At 66.7% G+C, this 26,148-nt stretch carries 26 protein-coding genes; 16 read left to right on the plus strand and 10 right to left on the minus strand.

Annotation, left to right across the window (positions count from 1 at the left end; translation table 11 throughout):
• The first annotated feature begins 75 nt into the window (after positions 1-75).
• A complete protein-coding gene (locus AC5P8F_RS01455; protein WP_049441566.1) occupies positions 76-540 on the plus strand; it encodes a YqhG/Tai3 family protein in 465 nt (154 codons plus the stop codon).
• A 99-nt stretch (positions 541-639) separates the two neighbouring features.
• Here AC5P8F_RS01455 and AC5P8F_RS01460 read toward each other — a convergent pair whose 3' ends face one another.
• Entirely contained in the window at positions 640-1,434 is a 795-nt protein-coding gene (locus tag AC5P8F_RS01460; RefSeq protein ID WP_049441480.1) for a cytochrome C assembly family protein, read from the minus strand.
• Between the two features lie 122 nt (positions 1,435-1,556).
• Here AC5P8F_RS01460 and ffh point away from each other — a divergent pair, with 122 nt between their 5' ends.
• The 11 genes from ffh (at position 1,557) to AC5P8F_RS01515 (ending at position 9,399) form a co-directional block, all read left to right on the plus strand.
• Positions 1,557-2,933, plus strand: coding sequence for a signal recognition particle protein (gene ffh / locus AC5P8F_RS01465; RefSeq protein ID WP_005408591.1), 1,377 nt, complete (start codon positions 1,557-1,559; stop codon positions 2,931-2,933).
• Between the two features lie 127 nt (positions 2,934-3,060).
• Positions 3,061-4,137 carry an NAD(P)H-dependent flavin oxidoreductase gene (locus AC5P8F_RS01470; RefSeq protein WP_046429548.1) on the plus strand — a complete coding sequence of 359 codons (1,077 nt, stop codon included), beginning with the start codon at positions 3,061-3,063 and terminating at the stop codon, positions 4,135-4,137.
• On the plus strand, positions 4,134-4,916 hold the full coding sequence (locus tag AC5P8F_RS01475; protein WP_049441481.1) for an aminotransferase class IV family protein: 783 nt from the start codon (positions 4,134-4,136) through the stop codon (positions 4,914-4,916). The genes AC5P8F_RS01470 and AC5P8F_RS01475 overlap by 4 nt, the downstream gene beginning before the upstream one ends.
• A gap of 127 nt (positions 4,917-5,043) precedes the next feature.
• Positions 5,044-5,646, plus strand: coding sequence for a suppressor of fused domain protein (locus AC5P8F_RS01480; protein ID WP_049441482.1), 603 nt, complete (start codon positions 5,044-5,046; stop codon positions 5,644-5,646).
• A 186-nt stretch (positions 5,647-5,832) separates the two neighbouring features.
• Entirely contained in the window at positions 5,833-6,093 is a 261-nt protein-coding gene (gene rpsP / locus AC5P8F_RS01485; protein WP_005415733.1) for a 30S ribosomal protein S16, read from the plus strand.
• A gap of 44 nt (positions 6,094-6,137) precedes the next feature.
• Positions 6,138-6,650 carry a ribosome maturation factor RimM gene (gene rimM / locus AC5P8F_RS01490; RefSeq protein WP_010483256.1) on the plus strand — a complete coding sequence of 171 codons (513 nt, stop codon included), beginning with the start codon at positions 6,138-6,140 and terminating at the stop codon, positions 6,648-6,650.
• 8 nt (positions 6,651-6,658) lie between these two features.
• On the plus strand, positions 6,659-7,417 hold the full coding sequence (gene trmD, locus AC5P8F_RS01495; RefSeq protein ID WP_046429552.1) for a tRNA (guanosine(37)-N1)-methyltransferase TrmD: 759 nt from the start codon (positions 6,659-6,661) through the stop codon (positions 7,415-7,417).
• Between the two features lie 154 nt (positions 7,418-7,571).
• Positions 7,572-7,973: a 50S ribosomal protein L19 gene (rplS, locus tag AC5P8F_RS01500; protein WP_005415736.1), complete on the plus strand. Its 402-nt coding sequence runs from the start codon at positions 7,572-7,574 to the stop codon at positions 7,971-7,973.
• Positions 7,974-8,055: 82 nt separating this feature from the next.
• Entirely contained in the window at positions 8,056-8,436 is a 381-nt protein-coding gene (locus AC5P8F_RS01505) for a DUF6404 family protein (RefSeq protein ID WP_049441483.1), read from the plus strand.
• A 79-nt stretch (positions 8,437-8,515) separates the two neighbouring features.
• Positions 8,516-8,950 carry a DUF1801 domain-containing protein gene (locus tag AC5P8F_RS01510; RefSeq protein ID WP_032956352.1) on the plus strand — a complete coding sequence of 145 codons (435 nt, stop codon included), beginning with the start codon at positions 8,516-8,518 and terminating at the stop codon, positions 8,948-8,950.
• Positions 8,951-8,988: 38 nt separating this feature from the next.
• The gene (locus AC5P8F_RS01515) at positions 8,989-9,399 is read left to right on the plus strand and encodes a DUF1801 domain-containing protein (protein ID WP_049441485.1); all 411 of its coding nucleotides are present in this window, start codon (positions 8,989-8,991) and stop codon (positions 9,397-9,399) included.
• Positions 9,400-9,467: 68 nt separating this feature from the next.
• Here the strand turns inward: AC5P8F_RS01515 and AC5P8F_RS01520 are convergent, their stop codons facing one another.
• Complete coding sequence (locus AC5P8F_RS01520; protein WP_049441487.1) at positions 9,468-10,940, minus strand: MATE family efflux transporter; 1,473 nt, start codon at positions 10,938-10,940, stop codon at positions 9,468-9,470.
• 62 nt (positions 10,941-11,002) lie between these two features.
• Between AC5P8F_RS01520 and AC5P8F_RS01525 the strand changes: the two genes are divergently transcribed.
• Both AC5P8F_RS01525 and AC5P8F_RS01530 read left to right on the plus strand, forming a co-directional pair.
• Positions 11,003-11,242 (plus strand): hypothetical protein, encoded by a 240-nt coding sequence (locus AC5P8F_RS01525; protein WP_014646407.1) that lies wholly within the window; start codon positions 11,003-11,005, stop codon positions 11,240-11,242.
• Between the two features lie 9 nt (positions 11,243-11,251).
• Positions 11,252-11,659, plus strand: a complete 408-nt coding sequence (locus AC5P8F_RS01530) for an RNA-binding S4 domain-containing protein (RefSeq protein WP_014646408.1) — start codon at positions 11,252-11,254, stop codon at positions 11,657-11,659.
• A gap of 38 nt (positions 11,660-11,697) precedes the next feature.
• Here AC5P8F_RS01530 and AC5P8F_RS01535 read toward each other — a convergent pair whose 3' ends face one another.
• The 4 genes from AC5P8F_RS01535 to AC5P8F_RS01550 form a co-directional block, all read right to left on the minus strand.
• Positions 11,698-12,300 (minus strand): DUF937 domain-containing protein, encoded by a 603-nt coding sequence (locus AC5P8F_RS01535; protein ID WP_014646409.1) that lies wholly within the window; start codon positions 12,298-12,300, stop codon positions 11,698-11,700.
• A gap of 108 nt (positions 12,301-12,408) precedes the next feature.
• Positions 12,409-14,052, minus strand: a complete 1,644-nt coding sequence (locus AC5P8F_RS01540) for a catalase (protein WP_126411849.1) — start codon at positions 14,050-14,052, stop codon at positions 12,409-12,411.
• 189 nt (positions 14,053-14,241) lie between these two features.
• Positions 14,242-16,833, minus strand: a complete 2,592-nt coding sequence (mutS, locus tag AC5P8F_RS01545) for a DNA mismatch repair protein MutS (protein ID WP_049441490.1) — start codon at positions 16,831-16,833, stop codon at positions 14,242-14,244.
• A gap of 135 nt (positions 16,834-16,968) precedes the next feature.
• Positions 16,969-17,361, minus strand: coding sequence for a barstar family protein (locus AC5P8F_RS01550; RefSeq protein ID WP_126411850.1), 393 nt, complete (start codon positions 17,359-17,361; stop codon positions 16,969-16,971).
• 1,168 nt (positions 17,362-18,529) lie between these two features.
• Between AC5P8F_RS01550 and AC5P8F_RS01555 the strand changes: the two genes are divergently transcribed.
• Positions 18,530-20,752: a methyl-accepting chemotaxis protein gene (locus AC5P8F_RS01555; RefSeq protein WP_329768398.1), complete on the plus strand. Its 2,223-nt coding sequence runs from the start codon at positions 18,530-18,532 to the stop codon at positions 20,750-20,752.
• Positions 20,753-20,918: 166 nt separating this feature from the next.
• Positions 20,919-21,287 carry a glycine zipper 2TM domain-containing protein gene (locus tag AC5P8F_RS01560; RefSeq protein ID WP_014646414.1) on the plus strand — a complete coding sequence of 123 codons (369 nt, stop codon included), beginning with the start codon at positions 20,919-20,921 and terminating at the stop codon, positions 21,285-21,287.
• A 128-nt stretch (positions 21,288-21,415) separates the two neighbouring features.
• Here the strand turns inward: AC5P8F_RS01560 and AC5P8F_RS01565 are convergent, their stop codons facing one another.
• The 4 genes from AC5P8F_RS01565 to AC5P8F_RS01580 are packed head-to-tail and all read right to left on the minus strand — an operon-like array spanning position 21,416 to position 26,118.
• Positions 21,416-22,543 carry an ABC transporter permease gene (locus AC5P8F_RS01565; protein ID WP_046429611.1) on the minus strand — a complete coding sequence of 376 codons (1,128 nt, stop codon included), beginning with the start codon at positions 22,541-22,543 and terminating at the stop codon, positions 21,416-21,418.
• Entirely contained in the window at positions 22,540-23,727 is a 1,188-nt protein-coding gene (locus AC5P8F_RS01570) for an ABC transporter permease (RefSeq protein ID WP_046429612.1), read from the minus strand. Before AC5P8F_RS01570 ends, AC5P8F_RS01565 begins: the two co-directional genes overlap by 4 nt.
• Positions 23,712-24,725 (minus strand): HlyD family secretion protein, encoded by a 1,014-nt coding sequence (locus tag AC5P8F_RS01575; protein ID WP_049419414.1) that lies wholly within the window; start codon positions 24,723-24,725, stop codon positions 23,712-23,714. Before AC5P8F_RS01575 ends, AC5P8F_RS01570 begins: the two co-directional genes overlap by 16 nt.
• Entirely contained in the window at positions 24,718-26,118 is a 1,401-nt protein-coding gene (locus tag AC5P8F_RS01580) for a TolC family protein (protein WP_014646418.1), read from the minus strand. Before AC5P8F_RS01580 ends, AC5P8F_RS01575 begins: the two co-directional genes overlap by 8 nt.
• Positions 26,119-26,148 lie beyond the last annotated feature (30 nt).

Raw genomic sequence — 26,148 nt, forward strand, 5'->3', positions numbered from 1 at the left:
CGGCCCACGCGGAAAGCAGCCGAGCATGGGCTCGGCTCTACAACGGATCATCATCACCCCCAGGGAATGGAATACATGCGAAAGACAGGGATGTTCGTGATCGCCGGGCTGCTGCTGGCCCCCACCGTGCAGGCCGCACCGGCCTGCCAAGAGCCCATGGCCGTTGCCCGTGCCTTCTTCGAAGCCACGACCGACAATGGTGACCTGCTGGAGCCACCGCCCGCGCTGGTCAGCCCGGCGTTCGGCAAGGCACTGCGTGGCGAGCGTGCCTGCCAGCAGCGCGAAGAGGGCATCTGCACGATCGATTCCGACCCGTGGCTGGATGCGCAGGACGGCGACATTGAAACCCCGGTGCGTTACCGCTGGAAAGAGGCCTCGGCCACTGCCGGCCAGGTCGAGATGCGCTATGCGGTATGGAAGAAGGCCTACGTGACCCGTCTGCCGATGGTGCGCCAGGGCCAGGGCTGCTGGCAGGTCGATGACATCCTCACCAACAGCGGCCGTTCGGTGCGGAAGATCCTGGCGCAGCCGGTGCCCTGACCGGCGGCAGCATCCACGCAGGGTGCGGTCCAGTTGCCGGCCAGCGGCCGGCACTACCAGGTGATGTTGGGTGGGTGCCGACCGTTGGTCGGCATGCCTTTATCGCGAATGCCCGAACACCAGTTCGATCACGAACTGGCTGCCGAAGAACGCCAGCAGCAGCAACAGCATTGCCGCCAGCGTCCAGTGCACCGCCTTCATGCCGCGCCAGCCGTAACGACGGCGTCCGACCAGCAGCACGCCGAACACGATCCACGACAGCACGCTCAGCACGGTCTTGTGCACCAGCTTCTGCGCCAGCAGGTCGTCGACGAACAGCACGCCGGTGACCAGGGTCAGGGTCAGCAGCGCGAAGCCGACCGTGATCACCCGGAACAGCAGCGATTCCAGGTCGGCCAGCGGTGGCAGCGCGCGCAGCCACGGGCGGAACTCACGGCGGCGCAGCGCGCGTTCCTGCAGCCACAGCATGATCGCCAGCAGCGCGGCGATGCTCAGCGTGGCGTAGGCCAGCAGCGCCAGCCAGGCATGGCTGGCCAGGCGCCAGCCCAGCACCTTGCTCGGCTCGTGGCCGTAGCCGTGATAGGCCAGAAGCAGTACCGCGGCCAGTGGGAACACCACCACGCCCAGCGCCGACATGCGGCCGCGCGCGCCCACCAGCGAGGTCAGCCAGGCCATGCCCAGGCCGACCAGCGACAGCGCGGCGAAGAAGTGCATGTCCGGCCCGCCGTTGGTGCGCATCGCCACCATCACGTGGTAACCGCCATGCAGCAGCATCGCTGGCAGGGCCGGCCACAGCCAGGTGGGGGAGCCGGTGCTTTCATCGCGGCCGAGCGCGCGCACCAGCAGGGCACTGGCAGCCAGGTAGAGCAGGACGGCGATGAGAACGATTGTCATCGTTGCAGTTTCGCATACCCCTGTGATGCTGGCGACGGCCCGGTGGTCGCAGTCCGGGCGGACAGCCGGACCCGTTATACTGTCTGCCTTATTGTCCCCCGCTTTCAGACAGGTTGCGCCGCATGTTCGAGTCCCTGACCCAGCGCCTTTCCGGCACCATCGAGCGCCTGCGTGGCCGCGGCCGCCTGACCGAGGAGAACATCCGCGAGGCGACCCGCGAAGTACGCATCGCGCTGCTCGAAGCCGACGTCGCGCTGCCGGTGGTGCAGGCCCTGATCGAGCGCATCAAGGTGCGCGCGGTTGGCCAGGAAGTGCTGAAGTCGCTGACCCCGGGCCAGGCCCTGATCAAGGTCGTGCGCGACGAGCTGACCGCGGTGATGGGTGCCGAGGCCAGCGACCTGAACCTCAATGTGCCCGCTCCGGCGATCATCCTGATGGCGGGCCTGCAGGGCGCCGGCAAGACCACCACGGTGGGCAAGCTGGCCAAGCACCTGAAGGAAAAGCGCAAGAAGAAGGTGATGGTGGTCTCGGCCGACGTCTACCGTCCGGCCGCGATCGAGCAGCTGAAGACCCTGGCCGAGCAGGTGGGCGTGCTGTTCTTCCCGTCCAGCGCCGACCAGAAGCCGGAAGCCATCGTCCGCGCCGCCATCGACGATGCCCGCAAGTCGTTCGTCGACGTACTGCTGGTCGATACCGCCGGCCGCCTGGCCATCGACGAAGCGATGATGGCCGAGATCAAGGCCCTGCACGCTGCCGTGAACCCGGCCGAAACCCTGTTCGTGGTCGACGCCATGACCGGCCAGGACGCGGCCAACACCGCCAAGGCCTTCGGTGATGCGCTGCCGCTGACCGGCGTGGTGCTGACCAAGACCGACGGTGACGCCCGTGGCGGTGCCGCGCTGAGCGTGCGCTACATCACCGGCAAGCCGATCAAGTTCGTCGGTGTCAGCGAAAAGCCGGAAGGCCTGGACGTGTTCCATCCGGACCGCATCGCCAGCCGCATCCTCGACATGGGCGACGTGCTGTCGCTGGTCGAGCAGGTGGAGCAGCAGGTCGACAAGGACAAGGCCGCCAAGCTGGCCGAGAAGGTCGCGAAGGGAAAGAAGTTCGACCTGAACGACATGCGCGACCAGCTGGAGCAGATGCAGAACATGGGCGGCATCGGCGGCCTGATGGACAAGCTGCCGGGCCTGGGCAACATCCCCGACCACCTGAAGCAGCAGGTCAGCCAGGGCAAGGAAGTGCCGCGCATGATCGCCATCATCAGCTCGATGACCAAGAAGGAACGGCGCAACCCGAACCTGCTCAACGGCTCGCGCCGCGCGCGCATCGCCAAGGGTTCGGGCGTGACCCCGGCCGACGTCAACAAGCTGATGAAGCAGTACATGCAGATGGAAAAGATGATGAGCAAGATGGCCGGCGGTGGCATGAAGGGCATGTTGCGCAGCATGAAGGGCATGATGGGCGCCATGGGCGGCCGCGGCATGCCGTTCCGTTGATGACGGCCCCGTCCGCAGTGTGATGTAGCGCCCGAGCTCACGCTCGGGCGGCGGCGCGCAGCAGCAGGCTCGACTCTTCCCCTGTCCCGCGCGCACCATGGGGGCCTGTCCGAAACGATGGGCCGTCATGCAGAGTTCCGCTGTAACTTCCCGCGTCGAGGCGTTCTGCCGGCGCTTTGGCATTTCCGTTCCGATCCTGCTGGCACCGATGGCCGGTGCCTGCCCCGTACCGTTGTCCGCCGCGCTGGCCAATGCCGGCAGCATGGGGGCGATGGGCGCGGTGCTGTCGTCGTCGGCCGATATCGGTCGCTGGATGGAGGACTTCCGCGCGACCTCCACCGGCCCGGCGCAGGTGAACCTGTGGCTGCCGGACCCCGCACCGAGCCGTGATGTCGCTGCCGAGGCCGCCAGCCGCGCTTTCCTCGCGCAGTGGGGCCCGGACGTGCCGGCCAGCGCCGCCGACGCCACGCCTGCCGATTTCGAAGAACAGTTCGCTGCGTTGCTTGCGGCACGCCCGGCGGTGGCGTCGACCATCATGGGCGTGCTGCTGCCGCGCCACGTGCAGCAGCTGAAGGACGCCGGCATTGCCTGGATCGCCTGCGCGACCACCTTGTCCGAAGCGCGTGCCGCACAGGACGCCGGTGCCGACGCCGTGGTGGCGCAGGGCATGGAGGCCGGTGGCCATCGCGGTGCGTTTGATCCGGCAATGGCCGAACGCCAGCTGGTCGGGCTGTTCGCGCTGTTGCCGCGCCTGGCCGATCACCTGCAGATTCCGGTGATCGCTGCCGGTGGCATCGCCGATGGCCGTGGCATTGCTGCCGCACTCACCCTGGGGGCCAGCGCCGTCCAGATCGGCACCGCCTTCCTGCGCACGCCCGAGGCGGCGATCGCGTCGGCGTGGGCCGATGGGCTGGCCGCCAGCGAACCGGAAGATACCTGGCCGACGCGCGCGTTCAGCGGCCGCCTTGGCCGTGGCCTGGCGACCGCGTATGTTCGCGCCGCTGCTGCCGAAGGCGCCCCTGCGCCGCGCCCGTACCCGGTGCAGCGTGGCCTGACCGCGCCGATGCGCAAGCAGGCCGTGCAGGAAAATCGCCTGGCGGCGATGCAGGCCTGGGCCGGGCAGTCGGCGTGGATGGCGCCTGCACAGCCGGCCGCCGACGTGCTGCGCGGCATGTGGGAACAGGCGCAGGCGCTGCTGCGATGAGGGTCACCTGCAATGGCCAGCCGGCGCAGGTGGCGGACCTGCTGCCGGCGCTGGTGAACTACGGCCACTTCACCTCGCTGCAGGTGCGTGGTGGTGCAGTGCAGGGGCTGGACCTCCATCTGGCGCGGCTGTCGCAGGCCACGCGCGAACTGTTCGGCAGCGAACTGGACACGGTGCAGGTGCAGGCGTGGATGGCGCAGGCGCTGCGGCAGGCCGGCCTGGCCGATGCCTCGCTGCGGGTGACGGTGTACTCGCGCCGCTTCGATTTCCGCAATCCGCTGGCGGCCGTGCCGGTGGACGTGCTGGTGGCAGTTTCAGCGCCGGTGGCCCTGGCCGCGCCCAAGCGCGTGCGCAGCGTGGCCTGGCAGCGCGAAATGCCGCAGATCAAGCATGTGGGCACATTTGGCCTGTTTGCCGAGCGGCGCGCGGCGATGGCGCAAGGATTCGACGATGTGCTGTTCGTGACCGCCGATGGCGACGTGAGTGAAGGGAGCACCTGGAACCTGGCCGTGCACGATGGTGAGCGGCTGCTCTGGCCACAGGCGCCTGCCCTGCGCGGGACGGCCGAAGCGCTGCTGAAGCGGCATTGGCCGGGGCCTCAGGTCACTCAGCCGCTGCCGCTGGCCGATCTGGCCGGCGTGAAGGCGGCTTTTGCCTGCAACGCCAGCGGCCTGTGGGCGCTGGAGGCCATTGACGGGCATGTCCTGCCCGGCTCGCAGGCGCTGGCTGAACAGGGCAGGGCGGTGCTGGCGGCGGTGGCCTGGCAGCCGCTTTCCTGAACGAGGCGCGTGGTTGCCGATCGCTGGACATAGCCGGACGCTACCTTGAAGCGTTGCAGCCGGTAGCGCCGGGCCATGCCCGGCGGATGCGTCCGCAGCGAACAACACTCAGGAGTTTCAATCAGATATGGGTATGGTCACCGAGCAGCATCGCGCGGTAGCGATGCACGCAATCAAGGTCATGGGCTCTGAGGGGCGGCCCAAGGTCCAGGCCTTTCACGATGATCATCGCCTACGTTCAGTCGATATCCTCACGACGTTCAGCTCTCCGGAAGCAGGGCTGAAGTCCATCTCGTCCATCGGCCTATCGGATTCTGGGTTACGTCATGCGGAGGGGCACGAACTGGAAACGCGCGTCGAGCTGTGTGCGTGTGCAGAACAGGACGCGCTGCATTGGGACAACGTCGTCGCCTCGACGGCTTTCGCGATCATGCGCGATCGTGCGGCGGTGCAGCCTGGTAGCGTGATTCCCGACATCCTGCAGGACTACTTCCCGTCGACCCGGATGCCGCACGTCTATCTGGTGCCGCCCTTCTTCTGGAATGACGCCAGGTTCCCGGGGCTGCAGTTCCCGCCGGTTGCCATCAACTGGCTGCAGTGCATCGCCATCCACGAATCCGAGCGGCAACTTGTCGAGCGGATTGGCGGCGATGCATTTGACGACCTGCTGCAGCGGCACGAGGTAGATGTGCTGGACATGCATCGGGCGCCGGTAGCGGGAGCGCTCTGACGCTATCGCCCCGGGAATCTTGGAGGGGCGGTCGGAGGTTGATCACTTTGCTGAACGAAAGTGGCGAGGCATAGCACTGCGCTACCGTGAAGATGGATACAGCCCGGGGTTGGCTCGGCCGGGCTCTGCCGCTATAATCGCCCGCTTACCTCGCCATCCTGGCGACTGGGCAATAGGAAAAACACCATGGTCAAGATTCGACTGACCCGCGGCGGCGCCAAGAAGCGTCCGTTCTACCACATCATCGTCACCGACGTGCGCAGCGCGCGCGACGGCCGCAACATCGAGCGCGTTGGCTTCTACAACCCGGTTGCCCAGGGCGCCGAGAAGCGCATCGAGCTGGACCTGGCCCGCGTTGACCATTGGGTCAAGAACGGCGCCCAGCCGACCGACAAGGTCCGCAACCTGATCAAGGAAGCGACCAAGTCCCAGGCCGCTGCGGCCTGATCCTGACGGGCCACGCTTCGGCGTGGCCCTCTTGGTTGAAGCAGATGAAAGATATCGAGCGCCGCATCCTGCTGGGCAGGGTTGTCGGCGCTTTTGGTGTGCGCGGCGAAATCAAGCTCGAGTCCTGGACCGAGCCACGTTCCGCCATTTTCCGTTACCAGCCGTGGATCGTGCGCAGCCCGTCCGGCGTGGAAACCACGATTGAAGGCGTGCGTGGCCGCGACAGCGGCAAGCACCTGGTCGCCCGTTTCCCCGGCGTCGAGGACCGCGATACCGTCGAAGCGATGCACGGCACCGAGATCTACGTGGCCCGCAGTGCATTGCCGCCACCGAAGCCCGATGAGTACTACTGGGTGGACCTGGAAGGCCTGGACGTGAAGACCACCGAGGGCGTTGCCCTGGGCCAGGTCTCGCACCTGTTCAGCACCGGCGCCAACGACGTGGTGGTGGTCCGCGGTGACCGCGAGCGGATGATTCCGTTCGTGCAGCCGGACTTCGTCAAGTCGGTCGACTTCGAGGCCAACCTGGTCGTGGTCGACTGGGATCCCGAGTTCTGAGCGTGAGCATGCGTTTCGACGTCATTACCCTGTTCCCCGAGTTCCTCGCCCAGTCCGCCGGACTGGGCGTGGTCGGGCGCGCGCAGGAGAAGGGGCTGTTCAGCCTGCACGGCTGGAACCCCCGTGATTACGCCGAAGGCAACTACCGCCGCGTGGACGACCGTCCGTTCGGAGGTGGCCCGGGCATGGTGATGCTGATCGAGCCGCTGCAGGCCTGCCTGCAGGCGATCCGTGAGGCCGATCCGACCCCGGCGCGGGTGATCTACCTCAGCCCGCAGGGGGCGCCGCTGACCCAGGCCAAGGTGCGGGAACTGGCGGCGCTGCCGCGCGTGGTCCTGCTCTGCGGCCGCTACGAGGGCATCGACGAGCGTTTCCTGGAGGCCAATGTCGACGAGGAGATCTCCCTCGGCGACTACGTGCTGTCCGGGGGGGAACTGGGCGCGGCGGTGATCATCGACGCCGTGGCCCGCCTGCAGGACGGTGCCCTGAACGACGCCGAATCGGCGGCGCAGGACAGCTTCGAGGGCGACCTCGGCCTGCTCGACTGCCCGCATTACAGCCAGCCGGCCCAGCACCCGCTGGGTGACGTGCCGGACGTGCTGCGCTCGGGCAACCACGCGGCCATCGCCGCCTGGCGCCGCCAGCAGTCGCTGCTCCGGACCGCCGAGCGGCGCCCGGACCTGCTGGATGAACAGGCACTGGGCAAGGCCGACCGCAAACTGCTGGAGCAGGGCCGTCAGGCCCGGAACCAGAAGGCCAGCCCCTAGCGCAGGGTCGGCTTTATCGGCTATCATGGCCAATTCCCGTCGACCCTGGTCGGCGCGCGCAGTACCCAAAACAAACGTGCAGCACAGTCCGGTGACTGCATGAGCCTACGTTGTCGATACGACACGCCCACCCGAACAAGAATCGGTGTAACCCATGAGCAAGCTGAACAAGTCCATCGTCGCGGAATTCGAATCCGCCCAGATCACCCGTGAACTGCCGAAGTTCAGCCAGGGCGACACCGTTGTCGTCAACGTGAAGGTGAAGGAAGGCAGCCGCGAGCGCGTGCAGGCCTACGAAGGCGTCGTCATCGCCACCAAGAACGCCGGCCTGAACTCCTCGTTCACCGTCCGCAAGATCTCGCACGGCTACGGCGTCGAGCGCGTTTTCCAGACCCACAGCGCCATCATCGACTCGGTCGAAGTGAAGCGTCGTGGTAAGGTCCGCGCCGGCAAGCTGTACTACCTGCGTGGCCTGGAAGGCAAGGCTGCCCGCATCAAGGAAGACCTGGCTGCCGCTGCTGCCGCCAAGGCTGCCCGTCTGGCCGACAAGGCCTGATAAACAACTTCGGTTGTTGCCGCGACGGCCACCTTCGGGTGGCCGTTTGCGTTTCCGGCATCGCATCGGCCACGATCAGGTGATGAACGACATCAACCTTCGCTATCCGGCCGTGATCCAGTCGGCGTTGCGCTTTCTCGACGACAAGGGGCTGGCACGCGTGCAATCGGCGCCGTTGCTGCATCGCCTGTTGTGGCGCCTGGGCATCGCACTGCCGCCACCGATCCTGGCCGGCTTTGGCACCAACGCGTTGGTGCAGGGCCTGCTGTTCGGGCTGTTCTGGACCGCGCTGATGTGGCTGATGCTGTGGCAGGGCAGCGAACGTCCGCTGGTGCTGTTGCTGGTGGCCGGTCTGGTGGCCGGCGCGCTGTTCGGCCTTGTGATGGCGGCGCTGATGCGCTCGCTGCGCCGCCACCGCAAGCTGCCGGATTGGCGCCAGTTCCGGGCGCGGCAGGCGGACTGAGCCGATGGCGCACTGCGCCGTGACCGCTGGCTACGGGCCGCGCTAGGCTGCGGTTTCATCCCGATGGACGTGCCGTGCGATGCCTGCCAAGCGAACCGCACCTTCCACCGCGCCCACGCTGTTGTCCGGCGGCAACCCCCGGATCGCCAAGGGCGAGGGCGATGCTCCGGTGCAGGCATACATCGCCGCCATGCCGGACTGGAAACGCCCGGTCGGCGCACAGCTGGATGCGTTGATCGAACGCGCCGTACCCGGCGTGCACAAGGCGGTGAAGTGGAACTCGCCGATGTATGCGGTGGCGCCGGGCGAAGGCTGGTTTCTCAGCTTCCATTGCTTCACCCGCTACATCAAGGTGGCGTTCTTTCGTGGCGCGGTGCTGAAGCCGATGCCGCCCGAGCCGTCCAGGAGTGCCGATACGCGCTACCTGCATATCGCACAGGATGGCGCGCTGGATGAGGCACAGTTCCTCGACTGGGTGCGCCAGGCCGCCGCGTTGCCCGGCGAGCGCATGTAAGCCCACCGTTCTGATTCCTTTCCCGACGAGAACCGCTGATGGCCACGCACGCGCCGAACCCTGACGATGCCGGAACCCCGGCGACCGAACTGATCGATGCACGCATCGCCGAGCTGGGAGACTGGCGCGGCGAAACGCTGGCACGCGTGCGTGCATTGATCCATGAAGCGCTGCCGGACGTGCAGGAAGCCTGGAAGTGGCGCGGTACACCGGTGTGGGAGCACAACGGCATCCTGTGCACCGGCGAAACCTACAAGCAGGTAGTGAAACTGACCTTCGCCAACGGTGCGGCGCTGGCGGACCCGAAGGGCCTGTTCAACGCCAGCCTGGAGGGCAACACGCGGCGTGCGATCGACATCCATGAAGGTGCGATGCCGGATGCCGCTGCGTTCAAGGCGCTGCTGCGCGCAGCGGCGGCGTTCAATGCGGCGAAAAAGAAGAAGCGCTGACCGTCTTCTGTAGAGCCGAGCCCATGCTCGGCTGACAGGCCTGTGCGGACCAACGGTCCGCACCCACCTCACCGTGGCGGTGCTGACTCCAGCGCGGCATCCGGGTCGGCCACCGGCGACGGCGGACAGGCCGGAATCTCCGACGGCGTCGCCAGTTCTTCGGCATGCGAGGGCTTGCCCATCATCTTCGCCTTGCGCCAGCCGCCCCAGCGGTAATACGCCAGCGACAGCAGCATCGACACCAGCGAGCTGACCGGGAAGCTCCACCAGATTGCATCGGCGCCCCAGTACGGCTGCAGCAGTTCGGCGAACGGCACGCGCACGCCCCACAGCGAGCCGGCCAGGATCAGCAGTGGCGGAATCACCGCGCCGGTGGAGCGCACCACGCCGGAGATCACGAAGCTGACGCCGAAGAACAGGAACGAGCCGATCACCACATGGTTGAGGTGGCGGGCGATGTCCAGCGCCTGGCTGGCCGGCGGCAGGAACAGCGCCAGCAGCTGGCGATCGAACACAACCAACGGCAGGATCAGCGCGCCGGTCAGCAGGAAGTTGAACAGCACGCCCTGGCGTGCGGTACCGCGCACGCGGTCCCAGCGCTGCGCACCGACGTTCTGTGCGGCCATCGAAGAACACGCCGCACCGATCGCCATCGCCGGCATCTGCAGGTAGTTCCACAGCTGCAGGGACGCGCCGTAGCCCGCGGCGGTGTCGGTGCCGTACTGGTTGACCATGGTCATCAGCAGGATCACCGACAGCGAGATCAGCACCATCTGCAGGCCCATCGGCACGCCCTTGACCACCAGCGCCTTGAGGATGGTCATGTCGAGCTTGAACAGGCGCAGGTCGGCGCGGCCCAGCCACAGGGTGTGGCGCTTGTGCCGCATGTACAGCAGCAGGCCGGCCAGCGACAGCGTCTGCGCGACCAGCGTGGCCCAGGCCGAGCCGGCGATGCCCAGCGCGGGGAAGGGCCCCATGCCGAAGATCAGTACAGGGTTCAGCACGATGTCCAGTGCCACCGATACCATCAGGAAGCGGAACGGCGTGCGCGAATCACCGGCACCGCGCAGGGCGGCGGTGAGGAAGGCGAACGCGTACAGCGTCGGCATCGCCAGGAAGATGATCTGCAGGTAGGCCTCGGCCAATGGCAGCGAGGCGGCCGGCGTGCCCATCGCCGCCAGCAGCGGATGGGCCATGAACCAACCGGCGATGGCGATGATCACCGACAGGCCGATGAAGAAGGTGGCACTGGTGCCGACCACGCGCCGCGCCTGCGCGATGTCGCGCGCGCCGATCGCCTGTCCGATCAGGATGGTCGAAGCCATGCCGAAGCCGAACACCGAGCCGATCAGGAAGAACATGATGTTGTTGGCGTTCGCGGTGGCGGTCAGTGCCGCCTCACCGAGGAAGCGCCCGACCCAGACCGCATTCACCGAACCGTTCAGCGACTGCGCGATGTTGCCTGCCAGGATCGGCAGGGAAAACAGCAGGAGATTGCGGCCGATCGGGCCGGAGGTCAGGTCAAGCGGCGCTTTGGCCATGGAGTGGTGATCGAATCCCGGGAGGCGCACACTAGCACCAAGCCGGTTTGCGGGATGTGGCAATGCATCAACGACTGCAGGTGAAGTGGAGCCTGGCGCTGGCCTTGATCAGCGTCGTACTGGCCGCATGTTCGACAGGTGACCGGCTGGGCGATACCCAGGTGCGGCCCACCGACCGGCCCGAGTGCCTGGTCGGCAGCCAGCGCCAGGATCTTTCTGCCGGCGTACCCACCCTGATCGGGGGCAGCGGCTGCCGCACCGACCCCGACAACCCGCGTCCCCTGAACAAGCGAACGGAGTAGTCCCTGCCGATGACCGAGCTTTCCCCGCTGCCGCCCAGTGTCCGCCTGGACATCTGGCTGTGGGCGGCCCGTTTCTTCAAGACCCGCAGCCTGGCCAAGCAGGCCATCGAGACCGGCAAGGTCAGCGTGGCTGGGCAGCGCCCGAAATCCTCACGCGCGGTGCGCGTCGGCGAGCAGCTGCAGGTGGATCGCGGCGAGGAGCATTTCGAGATCCAGGTGCTGGGGCTGAGCGATCAGCGCGGGCCGGCGCCGGCGGCGCAGCAGCTGTATGCCGAGAGTGAGGCCTCCAGGGCCCGCCGCGCCGAGCAGCGGGCGCTGCGCATCGCCGCACGCGATGGTTTCCAGCCGCCGGAGCACAAGCCGGACAAACGCGCACGGCGGTTGATCCGCGCGCTCGGCGATATCGACGCGTTGTAAGTTGCAGGGCGCCAGACCGGGTCCGGCGCCCCCTTGGCTCAGCGCTTGCCGCCCAGCAGGCTGCCGCCGATCTTCAGCAGATCGCCCACGCCGAGCTGGCCGTCACCGTCCTGGTCCAGCACGCTGCCAAGCAGGCCGCCGGCAAGGCCGCCCTGTTGCTGCACCTGCTGCTTTTCCTGGCCGAGGGCCTGGCTGAGCGAGCCGGCATCGGCCTGGCCACCACCAAGGCGCTGGGCGAGGAAAGCCATCACGATCGGTGCGAGGATCTGCAGCAACTGGCTGGTACGGCCGCTGTCGAGCTGGGTGGCCTGGGCCAGGCCGGTTTCCACCTTCTGCTGGCTGCCGCCGAAGATGTGGCCGAGGATGCCGGCACCGTCGCTGGCGGCGCCACCGCCACCGCCGCCCAGTACCGAGCCGAGCACGCTGCCCAGGTCCAGGCCGCTGTGGTTGTTCTGCAGTGCACCGAGCAGCGCCTGTGCGCCCTGCGGCTGCGAGGCGTTGTTGCCCAGCGCGCCCATCAGCACCGGTAGCGCGGCACTGATCGCACCGGACGCCTGAGTATCGCTGATGCCGAGCTGCTGCGATACCTGCTGCAGCGGGGCGCCCTGCAATTTGGCGAGAAGTTCGTCGGTCAGGCTCATCTGCGGAATCCTTGATTGGGGTTGGGCGTGCAGAAGGTACGACGCAGACCGTTAAAACGGCGACGCCGCCTCACGGGGAGGCGGCGTGGCGTTCACGGTGCAGGGCGATCAGAGCTCGATGTCTTCGGCGCCCGGGGTCGCGGTGGGGAAGTCCGCTTCCGGCTGGGCCGGCTTGAACGGATCCGACGGCTGGCTGGCCAGCGCCTTCAGCGCCGCGGCAACACCAGCGCCATAGGCCGGGTCGGCCTTGCTGCAGTTGTCGATGTGGCGCTGCTTGATGAAGTCCGGCGCATCGCCCAGGGCACGGGCGGTGTTGGCGAACAGTCGCTCCTTCTGTGCCTGGTTGTAGCTGCGGAACAGCGCACCGGGCTGGCTGAAGTAGTCGGCGTCGTCCTCACGGAAGTTCCAGAAGTCGGCGTCGCCCCGGATCTTCATCGGCGGTTCGCGGTACTGCGGCTGTTCCTGCCACTGGCCGTAGCTGTTGGGTTCGTAGTGCGGCAGGCCGCCGTAGTTGCCGTCCACGCGCATCGCACCGTCGCGGTGGTTGCTGTGCACCGGGCAGCGCGCCGCGTTCACCGGAATCTGGTGGTGGTTCACGCCCAGGCGGTAGCGCTGCGCATCGGAGTAGGCGAACAGGCGCGCCTGCAGCATCTTGTCCGGCGACGGGCCGATACCCGGCACCAGGTTGCTCGGCGCGAACGCTGACTGCTCCACGTCCTGGTACCAGTTGACCGGATTGCGGTTCAGTTCGAACTGGCCCACTTCGATCAGCGGGTAGTCGCTCTTCGGCCACACCTTGGTCAGGTCGAACGGATGGATGCGGTAGGTTTCCGCCTCCAGTTCCGGCATGACCTGGATGAACAGTTTCCACTTCGGGAAGTCGCCCTTCTCGATCGCGGCGAACAGGTCGCGGCCGTGGCTTTCGCGGTCATGGCCGACCAGGATCTGCGCCTGCGCGTCGGTCAGCGATTCGATGCCCTGCTGGCTGACGAAGTGGAACTTCACCCAGAAGCGCTCGCTGTCGGCGTTGGTGAAGCTGTAGGTGTGCGAGCCGAAACCGTGCATGTGGCGGAAGCTGCGCGGAATGCCGCGGTCGCTCATCACCACGGTCACCTGCAGCAGGGCTTCGGGCAGCAGCGTCCAGAAATCCCAGTTGTTGCGTGCGCTGCGCAGGTTGGTATGCGGGTCGCGCTTGACGGCCTTGTTGAGGTCGGCGAACTTGCGCGGGTCGCGCAGGAAGAACACCGGCGTGTTGTTGCCGACCAGGTCCCAATTGCCTTCTTCGGTGTAGAACTTCAGGGCGAAGCCGCGGATGTCACGCTCGGCGTCGGCGGCGCCACGCTCGCCGGCCACCGTGGTGAAGCGGGCGAACATCTCGGTCTGCTTGCCGACCTTCTCGAACAGCTTGGCGCGGGTGTACTTGCTGATGTCGTGAGTGACGGTGAAGGTGCCGAATGCGCCCGAGCCCTTGGCGTGCATGCGGCGCTCGGGAATGATCTCGCGGTTGAGGTTGGCCAGCTTTTCCAGCAGCCACACGTCTTCCATCAGCAGCGGGCCACGCGGGCCGGCGGTCTTGCTGTTCTGGTTGTCCACCACCGGCGCGCCGAAGGCCGTGGTCATCGGCGTGACCGGTTCATCGCCGTGCTTCTGCTTCGGGGTAGTGCTCAGCTCGCGCTGCTGCTGGGCGCCTTCCGCAGGCGACGGCGCGGTGTGATACGGACATTTCGGGCTGTTGTTATCGGACTGGCTCATGGCTGGCTCCTGCGGGTGAAGACGGGATGGAACATCTTCACTCGACTTTAGCTAGGGCCAGATGAAATGAATAATCGAATGATCCGTTCAGTTTGATAGTTTCTGTCAATTGAAACGAAGAATAAGATTTGCCAGATCTTTCGATAGGCCTCCCGCGTGGCGGCGGGAAGCCAGGGGTGCGTGCTGCGGTTACAGCAGTGCTTTCAGTCGGTACAGCGCTTCCAGTGCCTGCTTCGGCGTCAGTTCGTCCGGATCGATGGCGGCCAGTGCTTCCTGTGCCTTGTTCGACGGCGCCGCGAACAGGCCGAACTGCTGCGGTGCATCCAATGCCTGCGGCGCCAGCTCGGCGGCATGGCTCTCACCGCCGCGCTGTTCCAGCTCGGCCAGTCGACGGCGCGCCTGCGCCACGGTGGCGCGCGGCAGGCCGGCCAGTGCGGCCACCTGCAGGCCGAAGCTGCGGTTGGCCGGGCCGTCCTTAACGGCGTGCATGAACACCAGCGCTTCACCGTGCTCGACGGCATCCAGGTGCACGTTGGCGATGCCGCTGCGGCCGCCCTCGTGCTGCTCGTCGGCCAGCGCGGTCAGCTCGAAGTAGTGGGTGGCGAACAGCGTGTAGCAGCGGTTCTGGTAGGCCAGGTGGCGGGCCACCGCGTCGGCCAGCGCCAGGCCGTCGTAGGTGGACGTGCCACGGCCGATCTCGTCCATCAGCACCAGCGAATGCGCGGTGGCGTGGTGCAGGATGTAGCTGGTCTCGGCCATCTCGACCATGAAGGTCGACTGCCCGCGGGCGAGGTCGTCACCGGCGCCGATGCGGGTCAGGATGCGGTCGATCGGGCCGATCAGCGCCCGGCTGGCCGGCACGAAGCTGCCGATGTGGGCCAGCAGCACGATCAGCGCGTTCTGCCGCATGTAGGTCGATTTACCACCCATGTTCGGACCGGTGATGACCAGCATGCGGCGGTCCGGATGCAGATCCAGATCGTTGGGTTCGAACGGCTGCTCGCGCACCGCCTCGACCACCGGATGGCGGCCACGCTCGATCTTCAGGCACGGTGCCGTTTCAAGTTCCGGCCGCGACCAGTCCAGCGCCTGCGCGCGTTCGGCGAAGGCGGCCAGCACGTCCAGTTCGCTCAGCGCAGCGGCGCACTGCTTCAACGGTTCCAGCTGTTCGCCGAGGGTGTCCAGCAGCTGCTCGTACAGGTACTTCTCGCGCGACAGCGAACGGTCGCGCGCGGACAGCACCTTGTCCTCGAATGCCTTCAGTTCTTCGGTGATGTAACGCTCGGCATTGGTCAGCGTCTGGCGGCGGGTGTAGTGCACCGGCGCGCGATCGGACTGGCCCTTGCTGATTTCGATGTAGTAGCCGTGCACGCGGTTGTAGCCCACCTTCAGGGTGGGAATGCCGCTGCTCTCGCGCTCGCGCAGTTCCAGGTCAACCAGGAACTGGTCGGCATGGGTGGACAGGCGGCGCAGCTCGTCCAGCTCTTCATCGAAGCCATCGGCCAGCACGCCGCCGTCGCTCAGCTTCAGTGGCGGCATTTCGGCGATGGCGCTGGCCAGCAGCTGTGCGCACGCGTCGTGCTCGCCCAAGGCGGCATGCAGTGCCTGCAGGCGCGGTGAATCCAGCGGCGCCAGCACTTCGCGCACCGCCGGCAGCAGGCCCAGGCCATCGCGCAGGGTGGAGAAATCACGCGGGCGCGCCGAACGCAGTGCGACGCGGGTCAGGATGCGTTCCAGGTCGCCGAGGCGGCGGAACTGTTCGCGGATGTCGGCATCGCTGCCGCGATCGATCAGGGTTTCCACCGCATGGTGGCGCTGCACCAGCACCTCGCGCAGGCGCAGCGGGCGGTGCAGCCACCGGCGCAGCAGGCGCCCGCCCATTGGCGTCACCGTGCTGTCGAGCACGCCCAGCAGGGTATTGCGGGTATCGCCGTCGACGCGCGTATCCAGTTCCAGGTGGCGGCGGGTGGCGGCGTTCATCGCGATCGCCTCGGCGGCGGTTTCCATCGCGATCGAGGTCAGGTGCGGCAGGCGCTGCTTCTGGGTTTCCTCGACATAACCGAGCAGGGCGCCGGCGGCGGCGGTGGCACGTGGCTTGTCATCGATACCGAAGCCGCTCAGATCGTGCAGCTTGAAGAAGTTCAGCAGCTGGCGGCGGCCGCTGTCCGCGTCGAACAGCCACGGCGCACGGCGGCGCACGCCGGTGCGGTGGCGCAGGAAGTCGGGCCAGTTCTCCTCGTCGGGCACCAGCAGCTCGGCCGGCTCCAGTCGGGCCAGTTCGGCTTCCAGCGCGTCGTCGGTCTCGACTTCATTGACCAGGAAGCGGCCACCGGCCAGGTCGGCCCAGGCCAGGCCGTAGCCCTGCTTCGTGCGCGACAGCGCCATCAGCAGGGTGTCGCGGCGTTCGTCCAGCAGCGCTTCGTCGGTCACGGTGCCGGGGGTGACGATGCGCACCACCTTGCGTTCGACCAGGCCCTTGGCCAGCGCCGGGTCGCCGATCTGCTCGCAGATCGCCACCGACTCGCCCAGCGCCACCAACCGCGCCAGGTAGCCTTCATAGGCATGTACCGGCACGCCGGCCATCGGAATCGGCGCGCCGCCGGAGCTGCCACGCTGGGTCAGGGTGATGTCGAGCAGGCGCGCGGCCTTGCGCGCATCGTCGTAGAACAGCTCGTAGAAGTCGCCCATGCGGAAGAACAGCAGCAGGTCCGGATACTCGGACTTGGCTGCGAAGAACTGCTTCATCAGCGGGGTGTGTTCGGCGGACTTTTCTTTGGACATGGGGCTCGTGAATCCGGGGCGTCCGTTCGCGCCGGAGGGCAGCGGCAACGGAGCGGGTACAGGGCCGTCCATGGTAACTGCTGGGGCACAGGGCTGCCGCCACCGGTGGCAGGCGGGTACCGCACAGCGACGAGGTCAGGCCGGGACCAGGGTGATCTGCCGGTGGCTGGCGAAGATATCCATCACGATCTCGAAGTAGGTTGGGCCCTCGCCCTGTTGCAGGGCGTCCAGCTGGCGCGCAATGGTCCGCGTGTTGAAGGTGCCCGGGGCTTCCAGCTTGGACTGCAGCCACTGGCATGTGGTAGTTCGTCCCAGTGCGGCGCGGCTGTGCTCGATATCACTCCAGATCACCGTGGCCCGCTCATGGCCGGCCAACACGCCATAGACGCCATGCAGCAGATCATCCAGGGCGTCCAGGCTTGGCCCGAGCTGCCAGTCCTCGCCGGCCATGAACACGCGGTTGATCTCCGCATACAGGCTGGGGATGTCGTGAATGGCACAGCCTTCGATCTGCAGGATGAGCGTCATATGTCGACTGTAGCGTTGTTCCCTGTGCGTTGGACATGGCTGAGCGCCGGATGCTTTGGGGACCCATGCTGGGGTTTGGCAAACTTCTTTGCTGAGTCAAGTGCTCGGCACTCCCGTCGTGGCGCGCGCCGGTTTGCAGGGAAGAAAACGACGTGACCCATCGCCAATAGCAGGGCCATCAGCTGGTAGAGAGTTCGCCCGAAGTCTTCTTCTTCATTGATTGGTGCCATCGGCAGCAGGACCCCCTCGGGCGCGTTCAACTTCCACTGTCAGTGATGACTGGCTGGGTGATGGAAATAGATTCTCCTCCTGTATCATCGGCAATAAAGGTCTGGAAAATTGTTTCTGGGATGGTCAGTAACGTTGTATCTGCGTCTCCGGTGAGGTGGGGGGAGTTTGATCTGTCCCCGTTGTGAGCAGGGTGAGGTGTTGAAAGCTCAAGTAAAGGAGCGCGGCGTTCAGATATTTGTCTGCGACGAGTGCGATGCCGTGTGGTTCTCCTTCGCTGCTATAGGGGTCTCTCCGTTCAGAGACCTTGAGCGGTATCTTGAGGAAATTTCCGTCGCCCCGTCCTGGGAGTCAATTTCCGTGGACAGGCATGAGTAGAAAGTACGCAGTTTCCATGCACTCCTCGATCGTATTGCCTCAGCGCAGCGCGTGGGTCCGTGCAGCATGGGGTGACCTTCCCGTCTCCTACTTCCAGAGCGACGAGAATCTCAATGACTGCGGTTTTATTGACTTGAAGGTCAATAAGTGGGAGATCAGTGGCAGTCGATTGTAATGGGGTCTGGACCCCTTCATCAGGGTTGAAATACTCAAGGGTCGGGGCCCTGCGATGGCAGATGCCAGATTGCAGCCCTGACGGTAGTCGCGAAGCAGCGCGTTGTTCCTCTGGACAGAAGGGTGCCGGGATCGATGGGCTTCATCCTCCCCCTCCGTGCATCAAGTGACGGTTTCTGCGGTCACGACTCGCGAGCGCTGCGTGATGACTGCGATTGATGTGCTCGTGCATTGATATGCCCGGCAGGAATAACCACCTCCATTAAGTGTGTCCTTCACACCTGTCTGCATAGTTCCAGAGATTTGGATCGATACAATAATATCGACCCATAAAGTTTCCCCGCGCTGCGCCGCCATCGATCGTACGGCCATGATCAAGGGAATTGAGATGCTCGCCTTACGCAACCTCCGAGTGGGATCCCGGCTGGGTGCCGGGTTTGGATTGCTGCTGCTGTTCATCGTGGCCATCGTTGGCCTGGCGCTGTACGGAAATCACCTGAAGTCCGCCCAGTTCGAGAAAGTGGTGGACGTCAACATGGTGAAGATGCGGCTGTTGAACGACATGCTGGATACCAACAACGCGGTGTTGATGCACCGCCGCCTGATGGTGATCAAGCGCGGCGAGGATTTCGACAGGGATTATCAGAAGGCGCAGGAGCTGTCGCAGACCTACGACGGTATCTGGGCCAGGTACATCAGGATTCCGCGCGACGCGACCGGCGATACCCTGGTGGCGAAAATCGACGCGGCACGCAAGGCCACCGACGCCTCCACCCGGCGTCTTCACGAGCGCATGAAGGCCGGGGATTTCGACGGCGCGGCCAAGGAACTGCTTGCCGAGCAGGGGCTGGCAACCGCGTGGAACGAAGCGATCTCGACCCTGCTGCGGCATCAGGAGACACTGACCGAGCGCAGCCGCGAGGAATACCGTTCAACCGAATCCTGGACCGGCACGCTGTCGATCGTGTTCGGCGTGTTGAGCCTGGTACTGGGCTCGCTGGCCGCCTGGGCCATCACCCGCAGCCTGACCCGCCCGCTGGAAGGCGCGGTGAAGCTGGCCGACGGCATCGCCAATGGGCGGCTGGACAACAGCATTGACGCCTCCGGCAACGATGAGGTCACGCAGCTGCTCAGGTCGATGCAGCGCATGCAGGCGCAGTTGCAGTCGGTGATGGCGGCGCAGGGCGAGTTGGCCCGCCAGCACGATGCCGGCAGCCTCAGCTATCGCATGGACGAGAGTGCCTTCCCTGGTGACTACGGGCGCATGGTGCACGAGACCAACGCGCTGGTCGGCTCACACGTGCAGGTACAGAACCGGCTGATCGAAGTGATGAAGCATTACGCCCGTGGCGACCTGTCGGTGGACATGGATCCGCTGCCGGGCGAGAAGGCGGCGATCACCCAGGCAATGGACGAGACCAAGACCAGCCTGTCGGCGATCAACAGCGAGATCCGCCGGCTGGCGACGGCCGCGGCGGCGGGCGACTTCAGCCTCCGCGGCGATGAAGATCGCTTCGCCTACGATTTCCGCGACATGGTGGCCGGGCTCAATCGCCTGATGCAGACCACCGACCAGAACCTGGTGCAGGTGTCGAGCCTGCTGCAGGCGATCTCGCGCGGTGACCTCACCGTACGCATGCAGGGCGACTTCCACGGCGTGTTCGCCCGCATGCGCGATGACTGCAATGCCACCGTCGATCAGCTCAAGCAGATCGTCGGGCGCATCCAGGCCAGCGCGTCCAGCATCAATCTGGCGGCAGGCGAAATCGCCTCGGGCAACACCGATCTGTCGCGGCGCACCGAGCAGCAGGCGGCGAACCTGGAAGAGACGGCGGCGTCGATGGAGGAACTGACCTCCACCGTGAAGCAGAACGCCGAGCACGCCCGCCAGGCCAACCAGCTCGCCATCGGTGCGCACGGTGTCGCCTCGCAGGGCGGCGAGGTGGTCGGCCAGGTGGTCACCACGATGTCGGCCATCGAGGCCTCGTCGAAGAAGATCGCCGAGATCATCTCGGTCATCGATGGCATTGCCTTCCAGACCAACATCCTGGCGTTGAACGCGGCGGTGGAAGCCGCGCGTGCCGGCGAGCAGGGCAGGGGCTTTGCGGTGGTGGCCAGTGAGGTGCGCACGCTGGCACAGCGCTCGGCCGGTGCGGCCAAGGAGATCAAGGGCCTGATCGAGGATTCGGTTGGCAAGGTCGCCGATGGATCGGCCCTGGTCCGACAGGCAGGCACCACGATGGGCGAGATCGTTGCTTCCGTGCAGCGCGTGACCGACATCATGGCCGATATCTCTGCTGCCTCGCAGGAGCAGAGCTCGGGCATCGAACAGGTGAACCAGGCGGTGGTGCAGATGGACGAGACCACGCAGCAGAATGCGGCACTGGTGGAAGAGGCCAGTGCTGCGGCGCGTTCCATGGAGGAGCAGGCGAACCTGTTGGCCGAGGCGGTTTCGGTGTTCCGCACCGGCGCGGTAACGGCGGCTGCAGCCGTGCGTCCGGCCCTGGCTGCGGTGGCCGCGAAGGTCACCCCGGTGCGCAGGGCGGCAACGCTGTCGCCGCGCATCGAGCCGACACTGGCGGCCAATGCCGGGGGGTGGGAAGAGTTCTAGCAAAGGGCAATGCCGGCAGGGAGACGGCGCCCATCACGCTGGCTGATCGTGATGGGCGCGGATTTTCTTCCTGAACGCGCGATGGCCGATGAGGCCGCGGACACGCGCATTTCACTTCCGGTTGCCAGCCGCGGGAGGACACTTGCGCCATACCGGAACCTAGGAGATGGCCATGAAGACCTCGACCCGATTGCTTGTGCTGGGCACCCTGCTGGCGGCTTCGTCGGTGGCCGGCGCGCAGACCTATGGTCCGCGTGATGAAGGACGCCGATTCAACGATGGCAGCCGCGTGGTCTGCAAGAACGTGGAAGTGCAGCGCAACTCGCGCGATCCGAACCGCATCGCCGGTACGGCCACTGGCGCGGTGATCGGCGGCCTGCTGGGCAACCAGGTGGGCGGCGGCAATGGCAAGAAGCTCGCTACCGTGGCCGGTGCTGTTGCCGGTGGTGCGGCGGGCCGCCAGATCCAGGGCAACAGCCAGCAGAAGAATGGCGACCGCGTGGTCGAGCGCCGCTGCGAACGCGTCTATCGCTGATCAATCGCCGACGGCCCCCGTTTTTCCCCTTCCACATGGCAGTACTCGAACGCCGGCCTCGCGCCGGCGTTCTTCATTGCAGGAAAAGGGGACGGAGGGGATTAAGTCGTAATCCCCCAACCGGCCGCTTACGACTTAATCCCCTCCGTCCCCTTTTTTGCGAGGAGGCGCCAGGTGGCGAGGCTGCCGTAGAGCAGCAGCAGGACGGTGAGGGTGATCAGTTCGTGGCAGACTTCGGCCAGGCTGGCGTCCATCTGGTTCAGGCGCACCATCAGGTTGATGCCGGAGGTGGTCGGCAGCAGCTGCGCCAGCCAGACCAGCGGTTGTGGCGTCATCACCGAGGGCCACGACAGGTTGGCGAGGAAGAACAGCGGGATCGAGGTGGCGATGATGTACTGGAAGGCGCGTTCGCGGGTGCGGAAGAAGCTGCCGACGAACAGGCCGAAGGCCACCGTCGCCGCGATGAACAGCGTGCCACCCAGCAGCTGGCCCAGCGGGTTGCCTCCGCGTGGATAGTCCTGCACCCAGGCAGTGAACCCGGCATACCAGAACAGACCGAACAGGCCGATCAGGCCGAAGCCCAGTGCCATGCCGGCCAGGGTCGGCAGGTCGAAGCGCAGGCGCCGGCCGAGCGCGAGGCGGCGGCCGCCGAGCAGGACGCCGATGCCCATCAGCAGCGTCTGGTGCACGATCAGCTCGGCCACGCCGGGAACGATGGCGCTGCCATAGCCTTCCTGCGTGTTGTACAGGGGGCGCTGCACAAGCGTGACCGGTGGTGCCTGCGGTGCGCCCATGAAGGCGGCCTGGCCGACCACGGCATCACGCCCGAACGCACCCAGCGCGTCAGCCACGCTGCCCAGCACCCAGCTGGCGCGTCCCAGGTAGGCACCGTTGCCAAGCAGTACCAGCTTGGCCGGGTGGCCGCGCAGGATGTCGCGCTCCAGATTGGCCGGGATCACGACGATCCCCTCGGCATGGCCGGCTTCCAGCTGCCGGCGTGCGCTGTCGACGTCCGCGGGTTGACCGACCACGCGCGCAACGCGCAGTGCGTCGAGCTTGCGCAGCAGCTCGCGGCTGGTCGCGCTGTGGTCTTCGTCCACCACCAGCACCGGCAGGTTGCCGGCCACCTGGTGCCGGTAGGCGGCTGGATAGAAGAACGAGTACAGGATCACCGCCCCGACCATCACCACGATCGCGTAGCGGTCGCAGAGCACTGCCATCAGGGTCTGCCGCAGGCTGCGCCAGAGTGCGCTCATGCGTCGGCCCCTGCGGGCTGTGCGGCGGCAGGTGTGCGCGCAAAGGCGATCAGGCGCAGGCCGCCGACGCCTCCTGCCACCACCGCCATCAACAACAGCGTGGCCAGCGGCCACACCGAAACCTGCAGCGGCGAACCGATGAACTGCTGCTGGGTCTGCAGCTTGATGTAGGCGCTGAGTGGCAGCAGTTGATGCCAGATGCGGGTGAACAGAGGGCCGTCCAGCACCGGGAAGGTGGCGCTGGAGAAGGCCAACGCGGTGCCGATGCTGAGGCCGACTGCGGACAGCGCGGTACCCATGTCGCGGGTGACGCCGACGAAGAACAACGCGTAGGCGGCCGTGGCAAGGTAGAACAGTGGCTGTGCGAGCAGCAGCAGGAGCACGCTGCCGGCCACGCCGTCACCGCGCAGCCAGGCCAGGTAACCGATGCCGAGCGCGCCATACAGCGAGAACAGCAGGATGTATGGCGCGACCTTGCCGGCAATCGCCGGCCATGGCGTGCGGCCCAACGAGGCGGGCAGGGTGCCGTCGCGGATCTCGCGGCCAAGGCTGCCGGCCACTGCAAGTGCCAGTACCAGCGACAATACCGCCGGGAAGATCAACGGCAGCAGGAACAGCTCGTAGCTGCGTGCCGGGTTGTACAGAATGTCCGACTGCACCGCGATGGGTGCCGCGCGCAGCTTGCCCGGGCCGACCTGCAGGCCGATGCGCTCGCGCAGCAGGCGCGCGTTCCAGGCCGAGACCGCGTCGCCGATATCGCGCGACGCGGACTGGCCGGTGGTCATGTAGGTGGCGTTGTAATAGGCGAACACCGTGCCCTGGCGTCCACGCAACGCCTGCCGGGTGACATCGCGCGGCACCAGTACGATGGCGAACACATCCAGCCGACGCAGCTGCGAACGTGCGTCTTCCAGGTCCACCGGCTGGCTGGCGACGCGCACGCCGGGACTGGCGTCGAGCATGCGCAGCAGCAGGCGGCTGTCACTGCTGTGGTCGAGGTCGACCACCGCGATCGGGATGTCGCGCATCACCGAAGGCGTGAACATCCACGCCATCACCACCAGCATCAGCAGCGGCAGCACGGTGACCAGCAGCAGGTCGGCGCGGTTGCCGCGCAGCGACTGCAGCTCGCGCCGCCAGCTGGCGGCGAAGCCGCCGCGGCCGGGGCTCAGTGCTGGGGCCATGCGAACAGCACGCTCATGCCGGGGCGGAAGCCCTCGATGCGGCGTACCGGGCGCACCCGCACCTCGAAGCTGCGGACGTCGTAGCCGGACGACTGGCGGGTGGTACGCCAGGTTGCATAGTCGCCGGCCGGATTGATGAAGTAGACCTCGAATTCGCCGTCCAGGCCGAGCGCCGGCACGCTGCCCTGCAGCTTGCTGCCGACCTTCAGGCCCTGCATCTGCGATTCGCGCAGGTTCATGGCGACCCACATGCGGTCGATGTCGACCAGGGTGAACACCGGGTAGCCGGCCGGCACCAGTTCGCCCGGGTCGGCCATGCGCTTGTTGATTTCGCCGGCCACCGGCGCGCGCCCTTCCACTTCGACACGCGCGGCGTTGACTTCGGCCACCGCGCCCTGTGCCTGTTGCACCTGGCCCTGCGCGGCACGCTTGTCCTGCTCGCGCGCGCCGGCCAGGGCCATGTCGTACTGCGCGCGCGCGGCACGGGCCAGCTCACGCGAACTGGTGGCCTGGGCATGCGCTTCATCACGCTTCTGCCGGGTCATCACCCCTTCGTTGAACAGGTTCTGCACGCGCTGGTAAGTGGCTTCAGCCAGCGTCGCACCGGCTTCGGCCCGCTTCCAGTTCGCTTCGGCGGCGCGGATGTCTTCGCTGCGCGCGCCTTCGTCGGCCTTGTCGGCCACTGCCTGTGCGGCGGCCAAAGCGCCGTGCGCCTGCTGTTCCTTGGCGGCCACTTCGGGGCTGTCGAGCAGGAACAGCACCTGCCCGGCCTGCACGCGGTCGCCCTCGCGCACCTTCAGTTCGGCCACGCGCGCGGTGATCTTGGCGGCCACGTTGATCGTGTCCGCATCGGCCATGCCCTGGATCTGGTCGGCCGGGCTGCGCCAGGCCAGCCACAGGCCGAGCACCACCACGACCAGCAGCACCACTACCAGGATCGGTCCCAACCGGCGCTTGCCCGGGGGCGTCGTCGCATCGTCGTGCAGCACATCACTCATGGTCGATCACCTCGTCCGCCCGCCGCCGGAACTCTTCGAAACGGTCCATCTGTCCACTGATCTCCAGCAACTGTGCCAGCGCAATATCGTATTGGTAGGCGGCCTGTGCGCGCTCGACGCGGGCGCCACCCAGGCCGAGCCGCGCGTCGATCACATCCAGCGAAGTCGCCTGGCCTTCGCGGAACGCCAGCTCCTGCAGGCGCAGGTTTTCCTGTGCCTGGGCGATGCTGCTGTCGAGCAGCACGTACTGCTGGCGTGCGGTTTCCAGCTCGTTCCAGGCCTTGCGCACACCCAGCGCGACCTGGTTCTCGGCCTCGCGCAGGCCCGCTTCGGCCTGGTCCTGCTGCGCACGCGCGGCGCTGATCTGCGCCGGCCGCGAGTTCGGCGACAGAAAGGTGTACTTCAGGCCGATGCCGAACGCCCAGTCTGGATCGGTTAGCATCTCGTCGCGGCGACGGAAGTCGTACTGGCCGAAGGCGAAGATCTGTGGTTTCAGCTTGGCCTGCTGCACGCGCACGCCCTGTTCGGCCTGCGCCACCATCGCCCGCAGGCGCGCGATCTGCGGCTGCCGCGCCTGCGCGGTGCGTTCGAAGCTGGCCACCGGTTCCAGTGGCACGCGCTGCACGAACAGCGGCGACACCGGCTGCACCTCGCCGCCACTGCGCAGCAGCGTGGCCAGTGCGGCCTTCAGCGTGGCCAGGTCGTTCACTGTCTTCTGGTATTCGCGCTCGGCCTTGTCGCGGGCCACGGTGGCCTGCAGGCGCTGCGCGCGGGTGGCGAAGCCCTCGCGTTCCAGCTTCTCTGCGTCGGACAGGTGGCGGTTGAGGCCATCGCGCACATCGCGGCGCACGTCCACCGCCTGCTCGGCCAGGCGCTGGCCGAAATAGGCCTGGGCCAGCTGCACGGTCAGCGATTGGCGTTGTGCTTCGCGCTCGGCGCTGGCCTGTTCGTGGGCGGCACTGGCCGCACGTTGCGCGGCCGGAATCACGCCGCCGGTGTACAGCGGCAGTACTGCAGTCACCACCGGGCGGGTACGCCAGTCGCGTTCGGTGAACGACAGCGGCGAGTCGATGCCAAAGGCCTCGGCCACCGGAGCCAGCGAACCCAGGGGCAGGGTGAGCGTCTTCTGGAACTGCAGCCGGCGCACTTCGCCGGTGATCTCCGGCAGGCGCAGCAGGCGGGTCGCGTCCTGCAGGTCCTGCTTGTTGCGCACGGCGGCGTCGGCAGCGGCCAACGCATCGGAGACCTGCTCCAGGCGTTGCCGTGCCTGTTCCCAGTCCAATGCCGGTGCGTTGCTGGTGGGCTGCGCGGCGGCAGCGAATGGCAGGCAGGCTGCCAGCGCCAGCGCGGCCTTCGCGCGGTGCATCCTTGTACGTCGGCCGATCACGCCCATGCCGTCCCAGTAGTGAAGAAGTGCGCAAAC

The organism is Stenotrophomonas sp. YJH_SMC_69 (assembly GCF_059370495.1).

What these genes read in the sequence shown, in the direction of transcription:
- AC5P8F_RS01460 (WP_049441480.1), bottom strand. Translation starts at nt 1,434, where the DNA reads ATGACAATCGTTCTCATCGCCGTCCTGCTCTACCTGGCTGCCAGTGCC.
- AC5P8F_RS01550 (WP_126411850.1), bottom strand. Translation starts at nt 17,361, where the DNA reads ATGACGCTCATCCTGCAGATCGAAGGCTGTGCCATTCACGACATCCCC.
- AC5P8F_RS01455 (WP_049441566.1), top strand. Translation starts at nt 76, where the DNA reads ATGCGAAAGACAGGGATGTTCGTGATCGCCGGGCTGCTGCTGGCCCCC.
- AC5P8F_RS01540 (WP_126411849.1), bottom strand. Translation starts at nt 14,052, where the DNA reads ATGAGCCAGTCCGATAACAACAGCCCGAAATGTCCGTATCACACCGCG.
- AC5P8F_RS01505 (WP_049441483.1), top strand. Translation starts at nt 8,056, where the DNA reads ATGAACGACATCAACCTTCGCTATCCGGCCGTGATCCAGTCGGCGTTG.
- AC5P8F_RS01575 (WP_049419414.1), bottom strand. Translation starts at nt 24,725, where the DNA reads ATGAGTGATGTGCTGCACGACGATGCGACGACGCCCCCGGGCAAGCGC.
- AC5P8F_RS01555 (WP_329768398.1), top strand. Translation starts at nt 18,530, where the DNA reads ATGCTCGCCTTACGCAACCTCCGAGTGGGATCCCGGCTGGGTGCCGGG.
- AC5P8F_RS01580 (WP_014646418.1), bottom strand. Translation starts at nt 26,118, where the DNA reads ATGGGCGTGATCGGCCGACGTACAAGGATGCACCGCGCGAAGGCCGCG.
- AC5P8F_RS01480 (WP_049441482.1), top strand. Translation starts at nt 5,044, where the DNA reads ATGGGTATGGTCACCGAGCAGCATCGCGCGGTAGCGATGCACGCAATC.
- AC5P8F_RS01565 (WP_046429611.1), bottom strand. Translation starts at nt 22,543, where the DNA reads ATGAGCGCACTCTGGCGCAGCCTGCGGCAGACCCTGATGGCAGTGCTC.
- rpsP (WP_005415733.1), top strand. Translation starts at nt 5,833, where the DNA reads ATGGTCAAGATTCGACTGACCCGCGGCGGCGCCAAGAAGCGTCCGTTC.
- AC5P8F_RS01525 (WP_014646407.1), top strand. Translation starts at nt 11,003, where the DNA reads ATGCATCAACGACTGCAGGTGAAGTGGAGCCTGGCGCTGGCCTTGATC.
- trmD (WP_046429552.1), top strand. Translation starts at nt 6,659, where the DNA reads ATGCGTTTCGACGTCATTACCCTGTTCCCCGAGTTCCTCGCCCAGTCC.
- AC5P8F_RS01560 (WP_014646414.1), top strand. Translation starts at nt 20,919, where the DNA reads ATGGCCATGAAGACCTCGACCCGATTGCTTGTGCTGGGCACCCTGCTG.
- rplS (WP_005415736.1), top strand. Translation starts at nt 7,572, where the DNA reads ATGAGCAAGCTGAACAAGTCCATCGTCGCGGAATTCGAATCCGCCCAG.
- AC5P8F_RS01475 (WP_049441481.1), top strand. Translation starts at nt 4,134, where the DNA reads ATGAGGGTCACCTGCAATGGCCAGCCGGCGCAGGTGGCGGACCTGCTG.
- AC5P8F_RS01535 (WP_014646409.1), bottom strand. Translation starts at nt 12,300, where the DNA reads ATGAGCCTGACCGACGAACTTCTCGCCAAATTGCAGGGCGCCCCGCTG.
- AC5P8F_RS01530 (WP_014646408.1), top strand. Translation starts at nt 11,252, where the DNA reads ATGACCGAGCTTTCCCCGCTGCCGCCCAGTGTCCGCCTGGACATCTGG.
- ffh (WP_005408591.1), top strand. Translation starts at nt 1,557, where the DNA reads ATGTTCGAGTCCCTGACCCAGCGCCTTTCCGGCACCATCGAGCGCCTG.
- AC5P8F_RS01510 (WP_032956352.1), top strand. Translation starts at nt 8,516, where the DNA reads ATGCCTGCCAAGCGAACCGCACCTTCCACCGCGCCCACGCTGTTGTCC.
- AC5P8F_RS01515 (WP_049441485.1), top strand. Translation starts at nt 8,989, where the DNA reads ATGGCCACGCACGCGCCGAACCCTGACGATGCCGGAACCCCGGCGACC.
- AC5P8F_RS01520 (WP_049441487.1), bottom strand. Translation starts at nt 10,940, where the DNA reads ATGGCCAAAGCGCCGCTTGACCTGACCTCCGGCCCGATCGGCCGCAAT.
- rimM (WP_010483256.1), top strand. Translation starts at nt 6,138, where the DNA reads ATGAAAGATATCGAGCGCCGCATCCTGCTGGGCAGGGTTGTCGGCGCT.
- mutS (WP_049441490.1), bottom strand. Translation starts at nt 16,833, where the DNA reads ATGTCCAAAGAAAAGTCCGCCGAACACACCCCGCTGATGAAGCAGTTC.
- AC5P8F_RS01470 (WP_046429548.1), top strand. Translation starts at nt 3,061, where the DNA reads ATGCAGAGTTCCGCTGTAACTTCCCGCGTCGAGGCGTTCTGCCGGCGC.
- AC5P8F_RS01570 (WP_046429612.1), bottom strand. Translation starts at nt 23,727, where the DNA reads ATGGCCCCAGCACTGAGCCCCGGCCGCGGCGGCTTCGCCGCCAGCTGG.